The following is a 26,846-nucleotide window of genomic DNA, read 5'->3' on the forward strand; positions in this document are numbered from 1 at the left end:
GGTCGGTCAAAACTGTCGGCTTTGGAATATACGCTTCTTTTCGTTCAGTGAGAAGGTGCTGTATTTTTTAAGTTAGAGGGACGGAAGTAGCACTGGTTGATTCCCGGAGTAGCGGGAGCGGCATGATACGGAAGACAGACTACCCAGTGCTGGAAACCCGTTTCAGGGGGGCATCGACCATTGCGTATAAGGAAACGAAAGCGCAGCAGCCTGAAACGGGAGTAGGAGAACCATCTGTATATCCAATATAAAATCAAGCTATACCTCACGCGGTCACGCCTGTGGATTTTTCAAATAGCTGGAATTTTGGGTTTAAAAGTGTTTTTACTTGTTCCTTGAACGCAGATTTCACTTTATCAAGGCAGTCGTCGATGGCTTCCTTTACATATCACTACATTTTAGCTGTGCTTTTTGAATCCTTAAAATGGGATTGCCCGATTTCGAACTGCCTGAAAAAAGCGAAATATCGAAATTGAAATAGGCGTCGATCAAATTGCTATTATTTGTCAAGTTACTAAAACTGCCATAATTAGCAGTGATCCATGAAGTTATAGCGCTCTCCATATCGCCTATATAGCTGTCATTAGTAAAGTCTGTCGGCACCCTCATCATTACCGGGACACTGACAGGTTTAATAGCAAACGCTGAACTACTGTTGGATAGATAATTAAATGTAACTACGACCTGAAACTGGCCAATGGTCTGCTTAGCGTCAGTCGAATAGTCCATCAAAAGCGCATTAAAAAGGTTTGTAAGCCGACCGGTAAGACTACTATCTCCTGTGCCGGAAAGCGCTCCAATATCTATCGGAGCATCGGTAACAAGCAGTGGATAAAGAATGCTCTTATAGGAAACTTCAGATGTTTCGTAATGAAACTCCTGAGCAAGGCTCATGTTGCGCATAACCTTCATGGCTATAATGCCGTCTTGATGGGTAAGGATATTAAAGGGGATATTTGTGGCGGATTTAGCGAAAGGCCAGCTCGGAATAAGCGATTGTGCAGGTGCTACAACGACAGTACGCTCTTCTATGCTTTCCGGCGAATTTGTTGTGACTTCACTGTCGGGAGAATAAATGTAGGTCACACTTTGAGTCGAGTCAGCTGGGGTTCCATCAACACTTGAGGTGTACCCTGATATTTTAAGTTGGGGTACAAAGCCCAAACTGTTCGAACTGTCTGTAGATTCAACCGTAACAGTCCAATCACCAGAAGTCTTGTCTGCTTTTTCAGTTACCTTAAAAGAACTTTTAAGATAATTTACAGCGGGAGTCGCCCCGCCAGCAGTAGGCCATGAATAATTGGCAACATGCTTAACCAGCTTTGCAAAGTGCTCGATAGCATCGGATAAAGGTGATTGTCCTTTGCTCGGGCTTTGAGTTGTACTTAGGGTATCGAGCGTACCCTTAAGTGACGGATACACCGTCCTGAACTGGACAAGAGCGTCAAGAAGGTCCGGTGATGATGGGGGCGTTACTGGTTGCGGTTCAGACTGATCCGATATGCCCTTATTGATACTAACTTCCAAGCCAAGGCTGTCCTGGGCTACATAGCTGTGGGAATACTCGCCATTAAGGCTCCAGGCCTTGGCATACATCATTTCTTCATTTTGGTCTGTAACCGGCTTATCTACGTTTGCCAGGTCGTCGGCATAGAGCCTGCCTAACCTAGGCGGAGTGGGGAAAGCCCTTAGAGGCATGGGAACCGCAATGGACCCAATATCGATTGGATCGGGCTCATTTACGAACTTAAACCAGGAGCCTGCATTATATATGGCACTGGAACCGTCCTCATTTATTGTTATCTGCTCAATGTCATGCTCCAAGGCGGTCAATTTAAAAGACAGATCAGCCGTGTAGGTACTATGTTTGCTTAATTGTTTCGGAAAAATACCAAGGGCCATATATGACTGCCCATTACTAATAGGCACGGCTGCTTTTCCTGTTGTAAGAGTTGCCTCCGCTTTAGTCACCTTAGACGGAACAGGTGTGCCCAGGAAATTTATAGTACTGGTAAAACCGCTATTGGCACTTGTTTCCAAAACGGCGACTGCGTCCATCTTGTAGAAATTACCAAGTTCCTTAAGGCACTCCTGCCTGTACATCTCTCGAGCCGCTGCTAACGCTGCCTTAATTCCGCTGCCAGAACCGGGAGAATAGGTAACGTAGTTTATCAAGTTACTAACTATTGTTTTTTTGTGCCCGGCCAGCTTAGAAATAGCTCCAGGATTAATAATCGCGGCAGGCGTCATCATCTCTGGCGTGAACATGGTATCCAAGGCTTTAAGGAAGGCTTGCATCTCGGCATCAAGGTCCACATTAGTGGCGGTAGCTGTTGATGGGGTGGTTACACCACCACTTACCGTAGCGACAGGAATATTGGCTCTTGACAGTAGCTTATTAGATAGCGGCTTGGGCGAATAACAATAATAAACGGGTGTGCTACCCGTCGTTACAAAAGATATATCAATATCACCGGAGGCTCCATACCTCACCACCCAGACTTGGTGGGCATTGGGAGCTGCGCCTTTCCTGTCGATCGCCCCTACGGCTATCTTCATATTCTCTGTTGCGTAAGCGGTCTCAAAAGCTGTTGCAAAGGGTTTAAGGTCATTTTGATAATTGGGACTTGTATCGGTACCTTTATTAACCAGCGAGTGCGGCGACGCAGTCATAACGGATGATGTGATCCTTGGATCGACCGAAAAAGCAGGATCTACATATTGCGTGCGCTCAAGGGTGAGATTTACATTAAGGGCAAAGTAAGTGTTTGGGTTAATGCTGGCTGCTGTGACGACAACAGCCACTGGACTTAATGGGGTAGATAGTGGAGCATTGGTATCCAGTGCTTTGTAGATCGCACCAAGATTTGTCTGGATACCCGACTTAACTTTATTGCTGTCCACGTTTGTTGCAAACGATGTGCTAACCGTTGCAGTAGTCGCAGGATCGGAAAGCTGGTAAATGGCTTTTGCGTATGCCCAAAGATCTGCCTTCTGATGAGCCAATGGTGCCTGCCCAGCCTCACTACCGTATCCTTCGAAATCAAAGTCGAAATTTAAATCAATGTTACCTTGCGCATCGAATGAATAATCAATGTGCAGATAGGGTAACTGCTTAAGGCTTATAACGGGGTCTGTGTAGAGCATAGCCCCTGTTGGCACCGTTGCAGGCGTTATCGCCGACCATTCATTACCAAAAAGGTCTACAGGTATAAGCGTAAACGTAGGAACCGTTTGGCTCACTATATCCTGATAAGGATTCATACTTGTTGGCGGTGTGCCGGACCCGTCCGGCACAAATGGCGTTACGGGGGAAAAGACGTGGTCGTAGTACCAGGTATTTATGTCCGTTTTGGATTTATTCTTCGGGCTTATAGTGGTAGCGACACCTCCAAAGCTCGCGTTAAGGAGATTGTAAGTGTGGTTAAGCGTACTTGCAAAAGGAACAGGATTTTGCGGCGCAGGAACATTTCTGGTCACCCTCATGGGAACCTTGCCTGGATCAAAGTAGGCGCGAACTACCTGCTCGCCTGAGTCTTCAATATAGAGGTTACTTGTTTTGTTTGCGCCGCTATAGGTGCTCGTCGGTTCACTTAGCAATACACCTGTGGTATATGCCGTAATCCCAGTTAAAGTGACTACCAGGCTTATTTCGGCCACACCGTTTGTGTCAAACAACGTATCGGGCACACCATCCCAGTAAAGGTAATCCCCCCCCGTGTTGGTTACCCCTCCTGTCCATAATTTATAAACAAAATCGGGCGACGTGTTATTTGCGGGTACTGTTGAACTGATCTCTGTCGAGAAGTCGCTCTGCAAGATAAATAAAACATCTCCACCTATCGTAGTAAGAACTGCTTCTCCGTTGCTAACATAACTAAGCTGAAGATTGTATATAGGATTGGCCGTGGCAATATCATTAATAAGCCGCTCCAGACGCACCAGCCCTAGAGGGTTGACTTGGCCGAGCTGGTAAGTGTTTTTCAGGTAAGCTATCTTTTGGCCTTTTGCCGTCGGCAGCGGAATCTTCTTTATCTTGAATTCAACTGTAGTGACATAGCAATTTGCAGGCGCAGATGGCGCTGTTCCCGTGCCGTCAACAACACCGGTTTGGAGGTTAATCGTCGCCGCATTTAAACTGCAATTTGCCGGAAGCACACTGCCAGAGGAAAGGCCATTAATCAAAGAGACAGGAAAGTGCCATAGGCTCGAACTTGCGCCGGTATCTATTCCCACCTTCAACTGATATTGCTTGTTTTCAGGTGGGTGAGCCAAAGGCATTAAACCTGAGCTTGCAAACTCGGCCGTATCAAGAGTAGGGGCGCCTGTTCCAACAAAATCCGATGGTTGCCGTATAAGACTTGAATTGGCGGCAGTGCTGCTGCACATAAATAGAGGGCTAAAAGTCGTACCCCACGAAGCGGCATCCGGGCAATTTACATTCATGCTGATCGACAGCGCGGGTGTTGTAGCAGACGGGTTGGCTTTTGATCCTGAAGGCACATTAAAAGTGATCGGCATTTGTTGCCCCGTGGCAACGTAAAGCGCTTCGCCGTTATACCTCGTTCCATGAAGCATGAATCGGGTCGTAAGGCCGGCGATGGAATCATAATACGGCTGAGGTGTTGGAGTGCCGGATGGCTTTGCCTCTAGCGCCGTAATGACATCATATATGGTTGAGGTTCCATCGCTGGCAAAAACACCGAGTTCTTCGGCCTTGTCCATTGCATTGCTAACGGTCAGCATAATGAACTCGATAAATATATTTTGTTGATTGGTTATTATGTCTGCGGCCGGTGGAACGGGTTCGGGGGTAGGCGCAGTTTGGGTCAGCTCTTTGCTGGATGTTAGCGTAACGGTTGTGCCGGGCAGGATGGGGAAAAAAACCGCTTTATACTGAGACCCTGAGGATGGGGCAGCCGGTTCTTTAATCGTGATATCAAACAACGCAGTATTCGCGGTTGCCTGATAAAAAAGCGCCTGCACATCCGCTAAAGTGGGGGCAACGGAACTGTAGTTATATGGGTTAGCCGCAGTGATTGGCTTGTTGTTAAGCGCCTTGGTAAAGGCCTTGATATTGGCGAGGGTTATTGGGGTGCTCGTGCCGCTACCTGTGCCGACAACGTCACTATAGGCCGATGGGGAGGCTGGGTTGGTTGTGGCGTAAAGCGCCCACACGAGCAAGCCTTCAACAAAGTTCTGGTATGAATCGTTACCGGCTTCTTCGAGGTTCATCGCAAACTGGCATACATAGTACCAGTCGCCGGTGCCGGTGGAGGTCGGCTGCGGAAGGATGTCAATATTCAGCGCCTTTGAAGACGATGCAGTAAGCGGCTGCCAAGTCACCCGTGGCGGAGGCGCCATCGGAGCTGCGTGATTTTTCAGCGACAGAAGCGCCGCCGGAGCCGCAGGGAGACTTTCCATCAAAAATGCCATCTCAGGCAGGCGGGGTGGCGACGGTTGATGGTGCACAACAATCCAGGGTGCCGAACCCTGCTGTAAACTACTCAGCGTTGCCTGTGTATGGAAGGTGGTCGAGAAATGGCAGTGAATATGGATGGTAAATAGACCAAGATCGATACTGACCGTAATAGCAACATCAATGGATGCGGTGACTGAAACATGGCAGGGTTGGTAGGCGATCAACGTCGCATCGGCACGTATAAATGCAGTCACATTGAGCGATGCTTGAATGATGGCGAAATTAATTGACCCCTGGATATGCCCCACTATCTCGACTGCGGCGCAAATGTCGTAATATTCATAGTCTTCACCGCCGATGCTCGGCGTGAATTTGGCAAAGATACCCTGAAAGAGCGCCTCCAGGACAATGCTGGCGGAAGCGCTGAGCGGGCCTTTATGAAAGGCTATTCCTCTGCCCACGCGCAGTCCTACGCCAATCTCGGTAATGGGATTAAAGTTGCCATTGGTTGCATCGGGCAAGGCTTTTGGATGCAGGCCGTTCAATTTGGCAAAGTAGAAACCGCCAGCCCCGGTAAAGCTATCGGCGGTAACGGAAAAGGAATGGGAGAAATCAAGGTTGTAGGGAAAGCCTATGTTGAAAGAAAAATCCCCGTTCGTGTAAATCGACACCGATATAGAAGGCAACGTGACAAAGGCGTTACCGAACTGCATTGTGCGGATCTTGGTCGGCAGCGTCAGAAAGCCCTCATATTCGCCTACCGTCTCGCTCACCTTGCGGTAAAGTATCTCGGCGTAAAGCCCTGCCAGTTTGTTAAGCGTTGCATTTTTACCTGTTGCAACGTTCACCATCAGGCCGTACATCCGGGGATCGTCAAAGATAAACTGCACGTCGGCCTGGCCGAGGAATTTGGCATAGGCGCCGACAAGCCAGCCGCCGTCTTTTGCAAATGCCATCGCGGGAGATGATGTGCCGCTCAGTTGGCTTATGGCGTATCCAAGGTCTGCAACAGCCTGCTCCACGGTGGTTGGCGGAACCGTATAAGTTGATGGCCAGGCAGGCGTTGGATTGTCGTTAAATTCAATATGCTGTCCCAGGGCAAGCAGCTCGATGTCGATAATGGATGCGCCTTTGCCTGGAACGGCGGGCGGTTGCTCGTTTACAGGATCCCATGAAATTGGGTTCTGTGTGAGGAAGGGGATAGTGCCTGAGTAAGCTATTGCAAAAGAGAGACCACTATTTCCTTGAGCTTTCTGCGCTGAATCATATTTTAGTGTGATACCTGTAATCGTAACACCAAAGATTGTGTTGGATGGTGTTAGGGTGCAGGAGACGATCTTTTGCGTATTGGTGATAGCATCGTGCGGAGGGACAATTTCAATTTCAAATGTCACATCACTTAATACGCTATCAAAGCTGATATCGTTCAGAAGGCCAAACCAAGGGGCGGGCAGTATGAAAAATGGATTATCCGTTACCTTTGCTACGAACCAGGCCATCAGTGCGCCAAGGCTTGGCAGGCTGGTAATAGTGAAAGTGGCTGTTTTATTGGGCGGTGATGCGGCGGCATTGTCAGTGTAAGTCCCGCTCGCAGCCAGTTGCTGGCCGTCGATCTCATCGGATATGGAGGCCGATATCTCTTTCGTGGTTTTTGTAAGGTCGCAGCTTAAAGTAAATTCAAAGCCGTCCATTTCAAAATCGGCAGAGACCTTGTTTTGGCTGCTGCCCAAGGTGATTTGCAATTCTGCTGATATTTCGCCCGCACTGTCCAGCGTCCAGTTTCCGTCGAACACGCCATTAAAAGCATAAGCACTGTTATCGCCGCCTTTAACGTAGGTGTAGTCGACAGATAAAGCCGCTATGGAAAAATCATTGAGTGCGGAAGGAATATATGAGGAGGCGCCTGATACAAAAATATCAGCAAGGTAGGGCAAGGTGATCGAATACGTTTTGGGTGGTTTTACACCGGGATTTAGATTATTCCAGGTTTTCTGAATATCCAAATAACCATCAAACGTCCAGGTGCCCGTACCGGTGTCGATGGCAACTTTTGCACTCAATGCCAATTTGCCCAAACACAATAATTCACCCAGCAGACTTGCATTGACAGCACCACCAGCCGCAGAGAACTGAACCGCCAGTCCTGCAATGCCTAGAACAGCAGGAGAACTATCTACACCCCGAATCAAAGTTAAAGCATTTTCTCCAGAACTTGCAGATGCCGTCTGCACGACCTCAATATCTGCAAAAAGCTCGACTGACTTGCTACTTCCATCGACAACAAGATTGAAGTTCTCGAGCACCAGGCTATCCAAGAACTCGACCGAAGTAAGCCCGAAATGGCTAAAAAAAGCACCCAGGTTAAGGTTTTCTGAAGGCGGCTGAAATATCTGCACTTCAGCCTCAGGAAAGCTGACAACAACTTCCAAATTAAACGCGCCGATTTTAACGAAACCAAACGCAGAAACCGTTAAAAACGAAGCGGCTGGATTTTGAGGTGTAATCCAGGAAACAGACAGTCCAGACAGATTTACCGCAAATTCGTTTGTGCCAACTGTCGCTATATTCCACGTTAAGCCGGTGCCACCCGCTCCCAGCGACAAATAGCCATGGATACCACCAATGGTTTCATTAGCGGTAAACAAATCGAAAACAACGGAATCCAGTGTAATGCTACCCAACGGCAACAGGCTTGGAGGGATCAATGCAAGCAGTGACTGGCCGCTGAAAACGCCAGATAATAAATAGGGAGAATCCACCTCCAGCCCAATTTTGACAGTTACCGGGAATACAGCCCCCGCAATGTTCTGCTCGGCAGCAATCGTTTTATAATCCCAGTCAATAGTAGTGCCTGATGAAAGAGAATCTGTAATTTTTGATTTCAAGTCATTGCTCATTTACATGTCTCTCTTAAATATCAAACTCTATAGCGAGCGGAAGATGATCCGTGATAAAACATCGGTAGAGAATGGCGGCAGTTAAGATATTAGGGCAAGCGCCTGCAGCAGTGAACGGTACCGAAAGATTGGCGAGTACAGCCGCATCATTTTTAATCGCGTCCGGCAGCCAGTAGCCTGAATTTATGCCTGCTACTTGGTCTGCAAGTATCTGGTTGAGAGATGTGAGCAAAGGGTTAGCAACTACTGGGGGGGTAAAAAGCGCAATGGACAGGCCTGAGACTGCATTTTGTAAATCAGCGAGTACGTCAATAACACCTGTGGGGGTAACATTAGTCAGATCGCGGTGATATAAAATATCTCTCGGCGACTCATAATTATTACCAGTGGTGATTAACCCTACTCCCGCAGCATAAGCCGGATATTCGTACTGGGTTTGGGATCGTGTAAAACCATACCTGATCAGGTTTGTATTGGGAGCGGTTGAATATGTTCCAGTTGCACTTGCCAGATTAAACCAATTAAGGTTTTGTTCTGACCAATACAATTCATTTTGGGTTGTTGTATTCAAATCACCGCCGTAGATTACAGGCAATACGGCACCGGCACCGCCATCGCCAAAAAAATATGGGGAAAGCGACGCGGCAATCACACTATAGAGTGGCGCCATTCCTCCGTTTGGCCCATGATGTGCAATGATGGGAATAAATCCTGTTGAGCTAGTTGTTGCACTTATCTTGATGATGCAAGGCCGCCTTACATCCTTCCATTGGAGTATTTCACGGCGGTAGGTGACGCTTGCATGGGATCGTGTTCTTTTTGTACTCGTCATACCGACCACATCGGAGTTAGGTTTTGGAAAACCGGCAGGAATATTCGGCGGTACTGGAGGATTAATCAGTTGAATCGGCAGTGGCGCGTTGTCAACTTCTGTGTATGCATGACTTTCAGTGATCAGATTGATATAGCCTTGATTTGCAGGCACACCATTCATGCCATGGGACATCTTGACATCAGGGCTTGGCACTGGAGAAATAAACGGTAATAATGGAATGGTTCCTTTCCAAAAAACCGCATAACCTTCGGAGTTCCCAGTAGAGATATAATCCAGGTCAGCAATGTTTGTTACTGCATTTAATGCGGGCGCTACGGTATCCCTAATCGAACCGGGCAAATAATCAAAGTTCCAAGTAGTACCTGGAACTCCCGCGTCCAAATATGTTTGCAGCCCCGGTAAAAAAACAGCGCCAGCAGCTCGAAACTCCTGCATGACAACGACATCTGCTTGGTATGCAAGAATCACCTGGGCAATGGCCCATAATGTCCCCTGAATGCGGTTACTGCCCAGTGGCCCTTTCTTGAGATTATTAAAATTCCCAAAACACTCAACATTCCAAATAATAACTTTGCAGCGTGGCATGTCTATTTCCTAATTTGTTTTTTCCGCATACCCGCCCAACCAACTCAGGGTGGGGTTGACTATGCTGCCATCCGCTGCGCTCGTATCGCCCATTAGAGCCAGATTGGTCGTGCCGCCGGGCGGGAAGGAGATGCTGAGCAACGTCAGCGCAATGCTCTGGAATTCCATATAAAAATAATCTTTGGTTGGGTCACTTGCGTCTACATGCCTGTTCAGCACGATGTCCTTGGCGCCAAACTTCAACACCCCCTCGAAATCAAAGCTCAAACTCACGCCATCGGGGCCCGAGAGCTTGAACTGGGGCGAGGCGTTGGCATAGTAGCCGCTGCCGCCCGGCATCCACGCCAGTAGCATCGAGGCAGAGATGGCCCCGCTTGCAGCAAGGGAACCTTTGCCCCCAAGAATTAGATCGAACTCCAGGCCGTACCACGCTACCCCGTCAGACGGGCTCGTAAATGAGATGCCCTTAGGAGTTGCCGTTTCCAGCAAGCGATAGCCCATATCACCGGGCGAGACATTGTCGGGAACCTCGTTGCCGGCGCTATTGGTTGTTGTAACGCCCACGTACTGAACCAGCCCCTTGAGCTTCATCGGGAACTGCGCGACCAGCGAACCGGTACGCACGATATTAAGCGCCTGTCCGGCCTGCTTGCCCGATCCCGCCGCAAGAGCTTCGGTCTGATTTTTCTCAAACCGAAGTTTGGACGCAACCATCTCATAAATATTGGATTGGCTGTGTTGTATGGTCACGTCCAGGGTCAGGCCGTAGTAAGGCAAATACTCGTATGAAAGAAGGTCGAAACTGCTGTCATTCAGAAAGTCAAAGCTGCCGCGAATGGCAAAACTTGCCTTATAAATATCAGTAGCCTCTGAGCTGCCCGAAAGCTTGACCACATTCATCGTGACGTTGGCGATGCGGTTGCAGTTAAAGGCGTTGCTGGCTAGGTAAAAATCCGTGGTCACGCCCTTGGCCGTTGAAAAACTGTAAGAAGGTACGTTGTCCACATCGTGGTACGTTCCGATGAGTATCAGATTATTGGCTCCTTGCTCTCCATTCGGGCCGGTCTGCACCACTTTGTCGCCGAAGAACGTGTTCATCATGAGCATGGACTTGTTGGAAAACCGGGTCTCCAGGGCCTTTTCAAAGACCACTTCCAGTGTCAGTACCGTGAAGTCATAATCGCTTGCAATCTGTACATAGGCGGGCGGATTTTTGGCTTCACCGGCAAACTGCGGATTCACGTAATGGATCAAACCGAAGAAGGGGCTGTTCAGGTCATAAGAATCCGCTCCCGGTGAAAAATCACTTTTCTGAAGGGTTTTTGTTGAAGTGGGCAGCGTTGCACTAAGCTTCAAACTAATTTCTTGCTTCAGCTCTACCAATTCCATGTAAGTACCTTCAGGAATTTCGCTGGTAGACGCACTGGAAAGCGTAATCGTGGTATCTGTCTTAGCTGTAACTTGGGTTTTGTCGGGAAAAGCATTATCACCACCGGAAAGCATAGCCTTAACAAAATAACCTTTTTTGATACTGTTAAACGCCCCCGGCTCAACTGGTGAAAAATCACTTTTCTGAAGGATATTTGTTGAAGTGGGCAGCGTTGCACTAAGCTTCAAACTAATTTCTTGCTTCAGCTCTACAAATTCCATGTAAGTACCTTCAGGAATTTCGCTGGTAGACGCACTGGAAAGCGTAATCGCGGTATCTGTCTTAGCTGCAACTTGGGTATTGTCGGGAAAAGCAGAAACCACAGCTTTAACAAAATCACCTTTTTTGATACTGGCAAACTTACTTGGCCCAACGTGGTTTATCTCGTTACCCAAATGATGGGCGTATAAGTTGCCGCTAATATCAGCCACCAGCGCCTGCACATCGACAGGCAAAGTGGCTATGTCACCAACCTTTACTTTCAAGGCCAGGAACCCGTTCCAGTTCTCGTCGTTGATCAAGGTGCAGAAATTCTCAAGGCTGGCAACACCGTTGCCGTTGTCATAAAGCGCCTCGGCATTTTCAAGATATTCGACCAGCCAGTTTGAAAGAAAGTTACCTTCAGCGTCGCTGCTTGTATCGTTAAAATCCGCATACTGTGTCCACAAATGGGGATTTCTGGCCATCTGGTTTATGCTGGTGTTGCCCGACTTGAATATAAGCACATTCGTATAATTGCCGGGCGTGGTCGTCTTGGGCATATTCAGGATAAAAGACCAATCACTCATCATGACTTGTGGCGCAAAGGTTGCAAGGTTGCTGCCATCGTTGCCTGTTATATCCGCCGTAATAACAAGGAACTGTTGATTGGTAAGAAAAGCCTTTTGCAAAGCATCGGGCAGCGGCGTGGTTTCATTAGCGCTTGAAAATTCAATATCAACATTACTGACCGTTACCGGACTACCACCTACCTCCCCAGTCACCGTGGCTTTCGCTATGCTTATTCCGGTCCATACGCCGTTAACAAAAGTTGCCTGATACCCTTGGGGCGTGAGCGCATAAACAGTGGTGCTGCCCGTAGCCGGAGTCGACGGCTGCGCCATCTGTTCGATTAGTTTTTGCCGCTCCGGGTTGAGAAGCTGAAACTCGAAAGCTTCGACATTTTTTGGCTTGCTGCCGAAACCCAAGGCGGCTTGAACCATCCCCTGATAGGACGCTATGGGGAAGCAGCAGGTCGCGCTGCTTGGGTTAGGCGTATCGGGCAGGGTTATCCGGCTCGTCGGGTAATAAGCGAGTTGTGACGGATATGTACTATCGGTATTGGCATAGAATGACGAGCGATCCGGCTCCGAATAATACGTGCGAACGGATGGGGCAGCGGCGTTACCTGGCAGGATCATTGCCCAGGATGTGGTGAATGGCGAGGTTGGGGATAGCTTCAAGGTGATTTCTTCGGAACCCGGTATCATCGTGACATCGACGCCTGCGGGCTGGCCCGAATAAAACATCATGATGTCGTCTTGCGCAAACTGGATGGATTCAACACCCGACAGCCCGCAGAGCAGGTTGATGGATTGCCCGGTGGGCGGGTTCACAACGTTCAGGCTAAAGGCGCCGTCCGGGGTCAGGTGATAAGCGAAATTGCTCGCTTCTCCCCCTGACGCATAGGTGGTTGGAGTGCGATTGAATACCAACCGAGCAGGCCACAGCGGCGATGCCAAATATGCCGGAGTCAGGGTTGTGCCCATGCCCAGTGGGGTGATGAATGTGCTGTCCAGCGCTGAAGGCGTCGTGTTGTCATACGGAAAAAAACTCAGATGGCTGCGTTCTGGATCCAATGGGTTGAGCGGATCGAATGAGAGCTTCATCTGCATCGTCGAACCCGTCGGCAGACTCAGGATGGGCATGTCCAGAGTCTCCACCTCATCAAAGACATTGAAGTTTGATGTTGCAGTGGTCGTTGCATATTGCAATTTGACTGCCAGCTTGGACAGATCGCCTTCTGCCAATGTAAGGTAGGCGTTGAAAGCACCTTGTTGAGCGCCCCAAAGCGGAATGGAAACCGGCAGGTGTTGTGCCGGATAGCGGCCATTTGGACCAAAGAATTTTACCTGATCAACTGAAAATGTGATGCTGCAATTATCGGTTTCATCTAGATCCATCGTGGCCTGGGCGTCAATGGCAAGTGTATAACTTCCGATACTGAATAAGGCCTGCCGCATCACTACCCAGTTTAGCCCTCGCGCACCCGATACCGCGCTGGCTTTCAAAATATTCCATTGCCAGCATGCGCTTGCTTGATTCGGGTTGTAAACCCACAATATCCTTACATCACCCGCTGGAGAAAGCTTCGGTAGCAAGAGATTGAGTTCATCAAGGAAAGTGGAAAAGTCGTCGGGACATTCTTTTGCGAACAGGTAAACCCCTCCCTTGTCTTGCCAAGTTATAGAAGGGTCGATGTCGCTGCCAAAGCCTGCCGCTACGCTGGGCAGATAGCCAGCCCAATAGTCTGTCGTGGCATGATTGGAAACGAGGCTATAGAGCGGCAGACCAATCCCTCGTTCGACGATCTGTATATAGCGTGGCGTTAGCATGATTACGCTGCAAAAGTCAGTATGTCACCATGCAGCAAAGGCAGATCCAGCGCGCTTTGCCCGGTTCCATAAACCGGTAATGGCTGATAGTCAAAATGTACCTTATATGCGCGGCCAGCTTGGCACGAGGCATTGCCGAAGCTGTCGGTTTGGCCTATCGCCCGCTCCAGTTTTAAACCTGTTAGCGTGACACCGCTCTTCGGCGGAACCCGCCCTGCCCGCTCAAGGATATTGGTCACAGTAGTGCCAATCGGAACTACAGCTTCATTCCCGTTGATAATCACCCGGATACAAAGTTTTATGATTGCTCGCCCACAGAAATAAGTATTTGTAGCCGCGCTGATGCTTGTATTTTGAAGTGCAGTGTAATTTGCTGCAGCGGCAAGATTTATTTGCGATGCAGGAAGGGTTGAGACAGTGCTTGTTGCTGACAGCGTAGTTGGGAAAAATACGCGATAGAACGGTTGCTGAAAGGCGGGGTAATACAGGTCGGCCGCTTCGGCAACACCTTGTGCATCCCCCGCCATTGCGGCGGGAGGTGCGACGGTTATCGCCCCCCCCATCAGTCGGGAGAGAAAGGCATCGAAGCCCACCATCCAACCTGAGCTGTCGGTGTAGCTGCCGATGTCGTAATCTATCGGCGCACTATTCGTATAACCGTCTGTATTGGATACAGCCTTCTCAGAAGGGTTGTTATCGTACCCTGGAACAACCATGTAATTGCTGGGCATGACGCGCAGAACCATGCCGGGCCGCAGATCGGCATAACCCTGGGCTAAATTCAGGCCATAGTTGTAATAGAGGGTCTCCGCGAAGGTTTGCGGCATGTGGCGGGCAATGGCTTCCTGAATAACTGAAATGCCCCAAGGCGTGACGCCTGCGGTTTCCGCTGCTGTAAGAAAGTCTGTATAAGCGGTTTGCACGGATGCTCGAATGGTGTTCGTATTCCAGGCGGTTGAGTTGATCGCTAGCGTGTACGGGTACAGGGTGCTATTGCTATTCGTAGCCGGATTTGCTGCCAGGGTGAAAATCGCGGAAGTCGTAGGGGATAAAACTGGCTGGCTGAGTGTTTTTCCGGCTGCCACATAGTTGCCGCTCGGCAGAAAAAGGGTGATAGATGCGGGTTGCGTTTGGTTTAGGGCTGCAAGTGTTGGCGCCGTATAGATGAGGGGAGCAGTTGTTGTCTGTCCTGTGGCGGCTAGAAAATAGGCAGGCGTAAAGCTGACGGGCATAGGGTTGGTCGGTAATCCGGGGCCCGCATCACCTTTCATAGTTGCCTGCAATGTCACCGTCAAGGTGTCGGATGAGGAAATAGTTGTTGCAGGTGAAAAATTCAGGCTCGTCGATCCTGCCGGGGCAGAAAAAGCGGACGTACTGGCGGTGCCATTGACAAAAAGAGTGGCCGTATACCCACAAACACTGCCCTCCATCGCTTGCCAGGAAAGCGAGATATTGGTGCCGTCATATTCTGCGCTGAGCAGAATCGGCTGGGATGTCCCCAATCTGCGCCAAGGCGAACAGGGGCCGGTTGTTGTAACGGTGCCGGATGTTGCCGTTACGGATACAGACACGGTATTGACGGCATTCGCCGTAAGTTGTGTGGTTAAAGAATAACTTGTCCCGCTATTACCGGTGATGGGGGTGCCGCTGCCGAATGTCAGATTAAACGTTTCTGTATAGCCACTGTAGTTAGCGTTGCTCGTGTTGAAGCCGCTTATGTCATTCCATGTCAAGGTGGCGATGCCGGTCGAGGTATCAGTGCTTTGAACGATATTGTCCACGCTTCCGGTGATGACCGGAACTGCGGAAGATGACGGCCCTTTGATGACGCCATAATTCACGCGGGCGCTTACCGTGTATGTCTCCGCCAGGCTACCGGGCATGGGTAACGGTGCCGTTCCGCCGGAAGATGTGGCGGGGTATGTCGAGGTGGTCACTCCGTTGCTGGTGCAGGTGAGCAGCAGTTCGTAGGAAACCGGCTCCGCACCATCAGGCACAGCCGGTGGTGTCCAGGCCGCAGATACCATCGAGCCGTCATAGTTGACGGACGTGATACTCGGGCTTTGGTCGGGCAAGGTGTAGGTGATTCCGGAACCCAGGATAGATGGCGTTGACGGACTCAATATTGCATTGGGCGGCCAAGGTGTCGGTGGGGGGGGATTTAATGGAATTAAAGGCCTCAAAACTACCGTCCAAGGGGGTGGGGGGGATGTTGGAGTCGAATAGTTATAGCTCAGGGTTGTGGAATGATTAAAACAAGATACAAAAGTTGCACTCTGCAATCCCGGGGCATATATTTGTACATAGGCTGTGAGGGGGAACTGGTTGGCCCAGCTAAATGTTGCGTTAAGGGTCGTGCCGCTGATTTCGATCACTCCCTCACTCAACTCAAGTATTGAGGCAAGGACGGGGATATTGATTATGCTTGCATCTGTCCAACTGACACTGGCGATAATGGTTGATGGATTGTAGCTGCCGGACAGCTGAACAAATTGGCATTGAACGTAACTAGAAAAGCCATCTGCCAACGGATAGGGCAGCATCAAAGTTAATTGCCCTGGATTCAGTACACTGCACTCCGGCATTACAAGTACTTTTTCACCCTGCATTAGTCGTGCAACCAGCACATAATTGGAAGTTACAGGACAGTCGGAGAAATCGCAGGAAATAGTGACACCAGAGGGGGTCTGGTCGCTGAGTCCAGGACTCCAAGGGTTTTGGTAAGAAACACCACTAATCGTAGGATTGTTATTAGCCATTGCGATACCTCTTTTGGTAAGTTGTCCCGGTTCCCGAGAGAAGACATCTTCTCTCAGGAACCCAGTTCGGGATTATTGGTTTCGGTCTCGCACCGCATTGGCATAATCAGTGCGAAAATCAGCACTGATTCTGGGAAGGATAAAATCCAGATCGTAGCGCTGCCGGTCGGCTTGCTCGCTCATCGCAATATGATCCCCCACCAAAATGCCATTGGCGTGGTATGTGCAGACCGGGTGTTGGCCCATTTTGGCGCGATCCTCGGCATTACCGAGCTTGAGATCGTAAAACATGCCGGAGTAATCTATCGGCTCGCAACTTGCTACAGAACTTACGCCGCCCGTAACCAATACTGCATCGCCCACGTCCAGATGACAAACCATCAGCGCGCCTGTGGGTGTCATGATGGGATGAGCGCCGGTGGCTATAAGCTCCTTGCCGTCTTGTGTGCGCAACTGGTAAATACCCTGCAAGCCAACTCGGTCTGCGCTTGCCTTATGATGCCCCAATGCGGTGGCTTCCACGCCCAAAGTCCCTCCGTGGCTTCCGGATATGACCCGATGGCTGTTGTTCAAGTCTTCGATATTTTGCTGGCTACCATCGGCCATCGCCACCTGAGTCCCTGCCGCGAGGCAGTGCCACCAAAACTGGATAGGGAGAATTGTCTGACTTGGCCCTGAAACACTAAAGGGTGGGTTGGCTGGGGAGGGGGCGCTATAGCTGCTGTAGATGCTAAACACATACGTTCCAGTAAAGGTTCCCGTGACTGGAACCGAAAATTGGAAGAAGAAATAAGATAACTTATCGTTTGCAGGACCCGGGTTAAACACCAATGACCCCGTAGTTGAGGCGGTCTTGCTATCATAAGGAAAATTCCAGCTTATGGTATTAGTAGACGGAATAACTGTTATGCCATTCTGTATGGCAGTTTGCGATGTGTAAGTCGACAACATGTCAATTTCAGCCCCTGTATCCCCATAATCAACAGAGAGCAGAGCAGTTGTGCGGATATTGGCAGATGTTGTGCCGGGGATAATTGCAACTGTGTCAGGCAAGGTTAAGGAGCCGGCAAATGGCACAATGAGATAGGGATCTTGTTGGTTAGTTGTTTCAGTATAGAAATAGTCGGCATCAGCATTATTTATAGTACCTGCCACCCGACCTACGGCAATCTTGATGTAGCCATATGCATGACTTGACTTGGGGATGCCTGTGTATAGATCAGACATGACGATCACCTGCCACAGCCGTAAACCGCACTGCTCCATCGTGTCCAACCATATGGTTAACGCCCAGCACCCTTACCAACTTGTCGGCTGCTTTGGCGGTCTGGGTGTTGGTGTGATTCCGCATAAATCCGCTATGCACATCGGTGCTGCTACCATAAGCGAGCAGTTCGTCCGTATCCCCATCCAGCACCATCAGGCTGGCACCGGAATAAAGCGTACCCTTGTTGTTCGCCAACCAGGTGGTGGCGGTCGCCTTACCGTTACTATCGGCACCCGCATCCACGATGATCATCTTGTCAGGTTCGCCCTCGCTTGATGTACCGCCTTTTTCGATTTCGCTGTAGAGGTGTGGGTACTTCTCCGGAGTTTGCCCCGCAGCCTTCAGCGCGGTGAGAATGATTTCCTTGTGCAGTTTGTTCGAAGGGTCAAGGGCAACGGCCTGCCCTTCCGGTTTTTCGCTTAACATCTGTTTGTGAGCCTCGGAAAGAGTGTTTAACTCATTCTCGGTAAGTTCGGGTAACGTTGTCATTTTTAACTCCTGAATTGTTAATTCCTGCTCGTAGGGTTTTTCGAAATTCGCCCCCGTTTATTCGAGAAGAAAAGGTTATAGGTCAAAAAGTCATAAAGCCGGATTTTGTAAAATCACACTAAAATGCTAATGCAATATCTGATAATCACTTAAGCCGCCTCTCCCCTCTTAATCGGCTTAACGATAGAGTATTCGATTTATGCAGCGCATTGCTGACAAATGCTGACTATTCCTGACGATCATTAAGATTCTGAGATCAGTAATTCAGCTCCAAACAAATAACTCTGTCCCTTTACTCCCCAATTGGGAGCCTTCTCACAATCGGGCACGTTGTTGATTTTTTCTTGACTGATCAAACAATCGAAACTGGCTCTATCGATTGAGTAAAGACTTTGACTACGTTTACCGTAGCCAAAGCCTCTGGTTGGCTCTACAAAGCTTCAACCGACACAAATTTGATGACAAAATTGGTTTCCGCAGGGCAGGCGAAATCGCCGATGGCGTCGTCATACGCGAATCGATAGACATGCGTTGAAACAGGAGGTTGTAAATTGGTTACATAGGTCGAATTATTCGCGCCTAATGTACCGACTGGCTGATCGCAAGCCTGGGGGGAGCCGCCAAAAGATCCGGCGCAGCAGAATTGGTTGGCGGTTGGGCTGCCGACACCGGAATTCTTTGTCGCATAAGTACAAGGACTCATGCAGCCTTGAAACTCACCCCCTTTAGATATTGTTAGGTTCCACGCGTCAGCGCCAGTGGTAGTCGGCAATTGAGAGCTGTTTTTGCACAATGATGCCAATAATCCCGTCAACTGTGCTAGCGGCTTATCTTTGCTGTAAAGGCCCGCGCCCAGTACGTTTGAATTTTCAGGCGGTACGGTATAGGTGCAGTAGGTAGGGGATTCCGGATAGGCAATTACATTAAAATTGTAGCCATCGACTGCGGATACATCGAAATTGGTCGCCCCTGTGGGAGTTTGTATGCCGTTGCTGGTATTGACGGGCAAGCTTGTCGATTCAATTTTTGTTGCATAAGGGTTTTCGCCGGCGCCATATCCACCGGTTTTAACGATCTTCCCTGCTTTATTCTTGTATGCCGTAACAGTGAATGCCGCCGAATTGAGTCCGGCCGGGAAGTTCGCACCTTCTTTCTTAGCGTTATCAATGGTAAGTATTTTTGATTTTCCTTTTTGAATCTGAAACAGGTTTTCTTTATTGACGCAGTTTGGATTATTAGGATTCACGCTTACCGTGCAATGCTCGCCAATTTGGATCATCGAATATTTTGTGTCGTTAATAAAAGTAATCCGACGCTTGCCGTAGTCGGTGTTGACGGGGTTAACCGGCGAGGTTGAGGCAGACGGCCAAGCAGTGGTTCCAAGCGCAATCGTGTACACATTGGAGGTAGTTACGGGGGCATTGATCACGGCACCGGGGCATGTCGTCGCGCTGCCATTGAGGCTGCCATTTGCTAAAGCGATAGAGCAACTGTACCAAACGCCGCCATTTTGATAATAAAGCTGATAGGACGCCGTTGTGCTCTGCGGATCATACGCACCAGCAAAAGCTTGTTGAGTTGTGCCGTACAAATATCCAACCTGTGACCCGTTGTTATAAACATAGATAGGGAACGATACGCCCGAAGCGGGCATTTGCCACATTAAGTAATTTTCCGGTGTGCCGGCAAAACTTGGGCTTGCAATGAGCAGACTGGTTGAAACAAGCAAGCAAAATACGGATAACACGTTTTTGAAATATGTTTTCATCGAAACACCTATTAAGTAGTGATAAGTATCAACCCAAGATTAATTGGGAGCGAGTAGAAAAGGCGGGTTCAGGTCTAGCAAAGTCACACCGAAATGCTAATGTAAGACCGGATAATCACTTAGCTCGCCTTTTTCTCAAATTGACCGCGATGATAGGCTATCCGATTTATGTGACTTATTGCTGACAAATGCTGACCATCTCTGGCCGTTTTAAATTTCCACGACCTGCAACGCAACCCCAAACAAATACCCCTGCCCCTTTACCCCCCGAATTGAAAAATCCTCAGGCGCATAAGAAGCCAGTTTGCGGCGAAGGCGGCTGATCAGCGATTCGAGCCGGCGTTCGTCGTAGTGCCAGAAATCCTGGCCCAAGGCTTCGATGAGCATTTTGCGGCTGACCAGATTTCCGTTTGCGTTGGCGGCGGCTCCTAGTAAGCAGCATTCGTTGTGCGATAGCGGGATTGGTCTGCCGGCGGGGGTAATCAATTCCAGTCGCGACGGATTGAGATGCCAGCACGCAGGCTCATTGCCGTTAAGCAGTTCGGGTTTAGTCCGGCTGATGGAGGTGGTGGCTGGCTGCTCCTCTTCATTCGGCAGGTGCAGTACCAGCATGTCGATCCCGTGCTTTGCCAGCCATACGCTCAGGTTTTCGCCGTCGAGCGCCGTCGTAGCGGCAAAGCCCTGTTGATGCAGGTTGAAATCGAGCTTGTCAAGTAGATAGGAATTTTGATCAAGTATGGCGATGCGGATCATGGCGAGGTGCTCCCAATTGTGTTGGTTGCCTGATCGGCGCGCAGAATAAAGCAAAGCATGGTGACTCCCCCTCTATTGGAACCCGTTTGATGTTGTCGATAATTCCCGTCTGACAAAAGGCTCAGCCATTGCTTAGGTGCGGGAAGCCATTAATTTAATGGGACGGAATAGCTCCGTTGCCCGCTTGTTGCACAGGTTCTGGTTATTTGTGCCCGCAGATCGAAGAGTCACGTCCATTGGGGCGAGAACACTTGCGAGACAACGAATGTTTTTGTATCGAACCTGTCAGCTACTTGCACCAGTCTCCGGGTTAAGCCGCGAGTCTGGACTTAAGGCGGCTTTGCAAGTTAGTTTGGTGGGCAATCTTATGTATGGGTACTGAAATTACTGTTTGCCGCCAACCAATGATGGCAATCGGCAGAAAAGCTAAAAACTTTAGGGGGTTTCTTAAAATAAATGATGTTAATTATAATATTGTGTCTATATTTAATTGATTTATAACAAATAAATAAGATTTTTTGGGTGTCGCAATGAGGTTGCTTATGTATTGCAGTTTATTGAACAGACCGGTTTCAAGTATCGGCTTTTGATTTTGGTTGGTGCGGGGTGATTTTTAAGGCGATGTCATCGTTAAGTTTTGAAAGCCATTCATTGGGAGCGCAAGCTTTGCTTGCGCTTGCAGGCGAAGCCTGCACTCCAGCTATCAGTCGTTTCTATAGTTAACGACAACAAGGGCAAGTTATTTGAATTTGCAAGGGGGATCTTTACATTTCTACACGGCCGTTAAAGGCGTGCGACAAGGTGCCGCTGTCGGTAAATTCCAGTTCCCCGCCCATTGGTACGCCGTGGGCAATCCGGCTGGACGGTACCCGATGCTTCCTGGCCAGTTCGCTGATGAAATAGGCGGTCGCCTCGCCTTCAACCGTGGAGTTGGTCGCCAGGATCAGCTCCTTGATACGGCCTGTTGCCAGCTGTTGTTCAAGCTGGTCCAGTCCGAGTTCGTCGGGGCCTATGCCGTCCAGCGGCGACAACCGGCCGTGCAGAACAAAATAGCGGCCCTTGAATACGGTTGCCTGATCGACAATCCAGACATCGGCGGGGCTTTCCACGATGCAGATGATGGAATCGTCCCTGGAATTATCGGCGCAGATGTCGCACAGATCGTCTTCGGTCAAGGTGCGGCATTGCCTGCAATGGCCCATTTCCTCAATTGCCCGCAGTAGCGTTTGTGCCAGCATTTTTGCGCCGTTGCGGTCGCGCTGGAGCAGGTGAAACGCCATGCGCTGGGCGGTCTTTGGCCCGACGCCGGGCAAGCAGCATAAGTTTTGGATCAACTGCCCTAACAGGCCTTTTCTGTGCATATCAGAACGGCAGTTGGAATCCGGGAGGCAAGGGCAGGCCTGATGTGACATCCGCCATTTTTTCTTTTTTCATTTTTGCGACTTTGTTGACGGCGTCATTGATGGCGGCTGCGACCAGGTCTTCCAGCATGTCCTTGTCATCGCCGAGCAGGGACGGATCGATGGTTACTTTTCTGGCTTCGCGTTTGCCGGTCATCAGGATGGTGACCAGGCCGCCGCCGGACTCGCCCATGACCTGCATGGAGTTGAGCTCTTCCTGTGCTTTCTTGAAGTCTTCCTGCATTTTTTGGGCTTGCTGCATGATGTTGCCGAGTGCGTTTTTCATTGGCTTCTCTCTATTCTCGTTTTACGGGGGGGGCTTGTTAGGTGGGCTCTATGGTACCGGGCATGACCCTGGCGCCCAAGTGTTCTTTTAAAGCCAGAACATTTTCGTCTGAATTGATCGCGTCAACCGCCGCCTGTTGCCTGTCTTCGCGCGCTTTGGTCAATTGCACGGCGGGCGTGGCAATTGATGTTTTTTCGCTAGTGATCACCAATTTTAAAGGTGCTTTGCGATAAGCCTGCAATGCTTTTTGCAGGTTTTCTTCGGTGCGGCTGCTGCGCAGTTGTTTATGTCCCGGGTCCAATATCAAGGTGCAGACGGTATCGTCAATATTTTCCAGCACGCAATTGTGGGCCAACTCCCTGGTCAAGCCGCTGATCTTCATTGCGGCAACCATTTCTATCCAGGTGGAATCGTGTTGTTGAGCAACGGTTTCAGGAGGATTTTTTTCGGCGACAATAGCGGGTTGCGTTATTACCTCTGTATTGTAAACAGGCTGCGGCTGATTAGAAGCGGGCTGCGCCTGCGGTTTATTAACAGGCTGGCGAGGCTGTGCCGGTTTAACCGGCGCTGCCGTAGCGCCGACCGGCCTGAACGTCAGCATCCGCAACATGACCATTTCAAAACCGCTGCGAGGGTCGGGCGCCAAATCCAGGTCCCGCTGCCCTACCAGGCCAATCTGGTAATAAAGCTGTACATCTTCCGGCGTCAGCTTGGACGCCAATGCCGCCACCATGTCCACATCAAAATCGTGGTCGATTGCGGTCGGTATTTGTTGCAGCAAGGCGATACGATGCAAGACTTGCAAAATCTGTTGCAGCACATCGCTAAAGTCCGGCGTTAAATTGGCTAATTCGTTTATCTTGTCGAGTAGCGCCGCTGCATCGCCGTCGGCCAGAGCCGTTAATATGTCTTCAACCGGTTGCTGTGCCACGGTACCCAGCATCGCGTAAACTTCTTCGGTGCCGACCTTGCCGTTGCCGTAAACAATGGCTTGGTCGAGCAGGCTTAAGCCGTCGCGCATACTGCCGTCGGCGGCGCGGGACAGCAATTTTAACGCGGCCGGTTCGGCTTCGATGTGTTCCTGCTGAAGGATGAATTCCATCTGGGTAAAAATCTGGCCGGGCAGCAAGCGTTTCAGATTAAACTGCAAACAGCGGGACAACACGGTGACGGGGATTTTATGGGGATCGGTCGTAGCCAGCAGGAATTTGACATGCGGCGGCGGCTCTTCCAGTGTTTTCAGCAAGGCGTTGAAGCTGTGCCCGGACAGCATATGTACTTCGTCGATCAAGTAGACTTTATAGCGGCCCTGATTGGGCGCGTATTGCGCGTTGTCGAGCAAGTCGCGGGTATCTTCGACCTTGGTGCGGGACGCTGCATCGACCTCGATCAAGTCCATAAACCGGCCTTCGTCCAGATCGCGGCATACGCTGCACACGCCGCAAGGATTGAAATCCTGGAGATTCTCGCAATTGATGGCTTTGGCTAAAATCCGGGCAATGGTGGTTTTGCCTACGCCGCGCGTTCCGGTGAATAAATAGGCGTGATGAAGCCGGTCATGCTGCAAAGCGTTGGTTAACGACTTGACGACATGTTCTTGTCCGACGACTTCTGTGAAATTATGGGGACGCCATTTTCTGGCGAGAACCTGATAACTCATGGCAGGCTCAAAAGGTAAGTATGAGTTGGGTGGCGATCATGCCAGCCACATCCCGGCACACGAATCTGCTGTTACCGTTGCTCCCTTCCGGGCCTGGCGGGGTTCACAGCGTATCGTTGCGGGAGGACCGACACGATCACCATAAAACATTAGCCGTACTGGCTAAAGGACGGCTATTATCGTTGAATCGGTTTCATAACACAAGCCGGAAATGGCATATATTTTGAAAATTCACCACGAAGGCACGAAGGACGCGAAGTTTTACTTGGTCATTTTCTTCGTGAACTTCGTGCCTTCGTGGTGGTTAATCAGTCTGTCCGATACGGCTTACTAACGTTAAGGGCGGGGTACATATCCATACGCATCAAGCTAGGCGTAAAACCATGAAGCACATGAAGTTCATGAAGAAAAAAACTTCGTGTCCTTCATGTTCTTCATGGTGTCATATCTTTAAGTTCGTATATGGAAGCCTCTAGTTGCTGCTTACCCAGGCCAAAGAATCACCGCCGTCCTGAGCCTATTTTTGCCGAAACTGGACATTTTCTCGAAATCCTCGCAGGCGATAGGAATAAACTGGCAGTCGAGTTCGCTTTGCCGTCCTTCTTCGGGGTCCGGGTCGTGCATGTACAGGCAGTCATCGTCGAAGCCGCTCATAACCACCCAGTGCGGGGCTTTTTTCCGGTCCATCCGAAAAGTGCTGATCAGGATCAACGGTATCGCCCCGGACTTGAACGCGCCGATCAGGTCATTCTGGCTGATATTGGCGTAATGTATCTTGATGCCTTGCTCCTCTGCCTCGCGCTTGAAGCAGTTATCGACCAGTTCCACGACCTGCTTTTTTTCCTCATTGCGCACGCCGTCGATAAACAGCGTTCCGGTTTGGTTGACCCAGACCTCGACCGCAAATTGCCGCCGCTTTGCCGCCAGCGCCAGGCCTATCGGGTGGCAGCCGCCATGTCCCGAAGTCATGAAGATGGTTGTGGCCTCCCGCCACAGGTTGATCTCTTCTTCCTTGGACGGTTGGTAAGCCCTGTTTAAGCCGTGCATAGCCATCATCAGCGATGCGGGGCCGCAAGTGAACGGCGTGGTTTGTCTTAGCCAGTGCACCGACCGGTGTTGCAGGGTATCGCGATAACGGCGGATACGTTTCTGGTAACGCAATGCATCTTTATGATCTTGATAGTAATCGCGGTAGATGCCGAATTTCTGGTAACCCAGCGATTGGTAAAGTTTGATCGCCGCCGTGTTATCGACACTGACTTCAAGGCGCAGGTACAGCCTGCCTGCCTCGTTGGCGGCCTGTTCGCCTGCCGCCATCAGCTGTTTGGCGATACCGGCGCCTCTTTGCGATGGGGCGACGGCCAGCGAATAGACTCTGGCCAGCCGGGTGCCGGGGTGATAAATAATCAGCACATAGCCGGTGATTACTTTTTCCTGCTCCGCAACCAGCAGTGCGCGATGTTCCGTGCTTATCCAATGCTTGAAACTGCGCCGGCTTAACTGGTCGGAGTCGAAACAGGTTTTTTCAAGCAGAACCAGTTGGTCAAGATCGGTCAGCAGGGCGGGGCGGATTAAAATGCTCAAGACGCCACCCCGTGCAAGGCTTGTGCAATCACCTGTCTGGCACGGAACAACACCATTTCCCGCCATGCCTGATCGTCGGGGCAAAAATGGCGGCGCATGGCTTTACTGTGTTCCAGACGGGCCGGTTCGTTACCGGTTTGCGCCCACAGTTGATGGTCGCGCAGCAAGGTTTCAAACAGCCGGTCGGTGCTGAACGTGCCGAATTCCAGCGTGATGTAACAACTGCGTTCATTCATGATCGCATGCCAGGCATAATCCAGCAGTCCTGTTTTCGGCACCGAGCTGGAGGTGCCCAGCAACGGCAATGCAACCGACTCGCCGTATAAGCTGCGGGCTATACGCGTTCCGGCGCTGTCAGGCTGATGGTCGCAAATGATTTCGCCATAGCCGTAAGAACCCAGGCCGGTGTGCAGGTCGATGACCGCCAAATCCCGCTGTTGCAGCGCATATTTGCGTATCAGGTCTTCGCAGACCAGTCTGCCGTGCGCGGGCGCTTTGCCGCCGTAAAACGGCCCGGACGGATCGCTGTATTGTCCGGCGCTGACCGCTTTTTCCAGCGCTACGCGGCCATGCCGGCGCTCGAACTCGGCCAGTGCGATTTCTCTTTGTGCGGCATCCGGCAAGTACAGCGCGTCTTTCAGCAAGTCATAGTCTTTATTTTCGGGCAGCGGCCCGGAAAAATCGACGGCATTGCGGTTAAGGTCAACGCCGTCCGCATCGCAACGCCGTTGCCAGGCATAACCCCACGGCGTCAGGGCGTGAACCATCAGCACCGCCGTGTCGGCAGGAATAACGGACAGGCCGACGCCAATCAAACCCAGCTGGTCGGTTTGTATAGCGCTGCCGGCAAAGCCTTCAATGCCGTGCGTTCCGCCGAGCAAAACCAGCACTTTTGATGCGTCTTCCGGGCCTATCCAGACCGTGTCGGTCACCAGCTCCTCGCTTTCAGGCCCGCTGCCGGGACATGCATAAGGCAGGCATTGCGTATGACAGGATAGTTTATTTAACTGCGCCAGCCAGCGTTGCCGACCGGCGGCATAGCTGGCCGGAAAAACGGCGGTATCGATAGCGGCAAGGGGAAGACAATATGACATAAGAGTTACCTGGAATTTTTCTTT

General features: G+C 50.3%; 13 protein-coding genes and 1 other RNA gene. All 14 read right to left on the reverse strand.

The window, feature by feature from the left end:
- Positions 1-381: 381 nt before the first annotated feature.
- On the reverse strand, positions 382-8,319 hold the full coding sequence (locus B0F88_RS06830) for a hypothetical protein (RefSeq protein WP_104423190.1): 7,938 nt from the start codon (positions 8,317-8,319) through the stop codon (positions 382-384).
- A 13-nt stretch (positions 8,320-8,332) separates the two neighbouring features.
- Positions 8,333-9,739 (reverse strand): hypothetical protein, encoded by a 1,407-nt coding sequence (locus B0F88_RS06835; protein WP_104423191.1) that lies wholly within the window; start codon positions 9,737-9,739, stop codon positions 8,333-8,335.
- Between the two features lie 9 nt (positions 9,740-9,748).
- A complete protein-coding gene (locus B0F88_RS06840; protein WP_146083322.1) occupies positions 9,749-13,762 on the reverse strand; it encodes a hypothetical protein in 4,014 nt (1,337 codons plus the stop codon).
- A 2-nt stretch (positions 13,763-13,764) separates the two neighbouring features.
- Positions 13,765-16,521, reverse strand: coding sequence for a hypothetical protein (locus B0F88_RS06845; protein ID WP_146083323.1), 2,757 nt, complete (start codon positions 16,519-16,521; stop codon positions 13,765-13,767).
- 72 nt (positions 16,522-16,593) lie between these two features.
- The gene (locus B0F88_RS06850) at positions 16,594-17,748 is read right to left on the reverse strand and encodes a Hint domain-containing protein (protein ID WP_104423194.1); all 1,155 of its coding nucleotides are present in this window, start codon (positions 17,746-17,748) and stop codon (positions 16,594-16,596) included.
- Positions 17,741-18,277 carry a hypothetical protein gene (locus B0F88_RS06855; protein ID WP_104423195.1) on the reverse strand — a complete coding sequence of 179 codons (537 nt, stop codon included), beginning with the start codon at positions 18,275-18,277 and terminating at the stop codon, positions 17,741-17,743. Before B0F88_RS06855 ends, B0F88_RS06850 begins: the two co-directional genes overlap by 8 nt.
- A 430-nt stretch (positions 18,278-18,707) precedes the next feature.
- Positions 18,708-20,045, reverse strand: coding sequence for a thaumatin family protein (locus B0F88_RS06860; protein ID WP_104423196.1), 1,338 nt, complete (start codon positions 20,043-20,045; stop codon positions 18,708-18,710).
- A gap of 210 nt (positions 20,046-20,255) precedes the next feature.
- Positions 20,256-20,798: a winged helix-turn-helix domain-containing protein gene (locus B0F88_RS06865; protein ID WP_104423197.1), complete on the reverse strand. Its 543-nt coding sequence runs from the start codon at positions 20,796-20,798 to the stop codon at positions 20,256-20,258.
- A 764-nt stretch (positions 20,799-21,562) separates the two neighbouring features.
- Entirely contained in the window at positions 21,563-22,159 is a 597-nt protein-coding gene (recR, locus tag B0F88_RS06870; protein WP_104423198.1) for a recombination mediator RecR, read from the reverse strand.
- Between the two features lies 1 nt (position 22,160).
- On the reverse strand, positions 22,161-22,484 hold the full coding sequence (locus B0F88_RS06875) for a YbaB/EbfC family nucleoid-associated protein (protein WP_104423199.1): 324 nt from the start codon (positions 22,482-22,484) through the stop codon (positions 22,161-22,163).
- 37 nt (positions 22,485-22,521) lie between these two features.
- The gene (gene dnaX, locus B0F88_RS06880) at positions 22,522-24,144 is read right to left on the reverse strand and encodes a DNA polymerase III subunit gamma/tau (RefSeq protein ID WP_104423200.1); all 1,623 of its coding nucleotides are present in this window, start codon (positions 24,142-24,144) and stop codon (positions 22,522-22,524) included.
- 36 nt (positions 24,145-24,180) lie between these two features.
- Positions 24,181-24,277: signal recognition particle sRNA small type (gene ffs / locus B0F88_RS06885), an RNA gene on the reverse strand.
- A gap of 350 nt (positions 24,278-24,627) precedes the next feature.
- A complete protein-coding gene (locus B0F88_RS06890; RefSeq protein WP_104423201.1) occupies positions 24,628-25,728 on the reverse strand; it encodes a GNAT family N-acetyltransferase/peptidase C39 family protein in 1,101 nt (366 codons plus the stop codon).
- Positions 25,725-26,822 (reverse strand): DUF2817 domain-containing protein, encoded by a 1,098-nt coding sequence (locus tag B0F88_RS06895; RefSeq protein ID WP_104423202.1) that lies wholly within the window; start codon positions 26,820-26,822, stop codon positions 25,725-25,727. The genes B0F88_RS06890 and B0F88_RS06895 overlap by 4 nt, the downstream gene beginning before the upstream one ends.
- Positions 26,823-26,846: the final 24 nt, after the last annotated feature.

Source organism: Methylobacter tundripaludum, assembly GCF_002934365.1.
GTDB lineage: Bacteria > Pseudomonadota > Gammaproteobacteria > Methylococcales > Methylomonadaceae > Methylobacter_A > Methylobacter_A tundripaludum_A.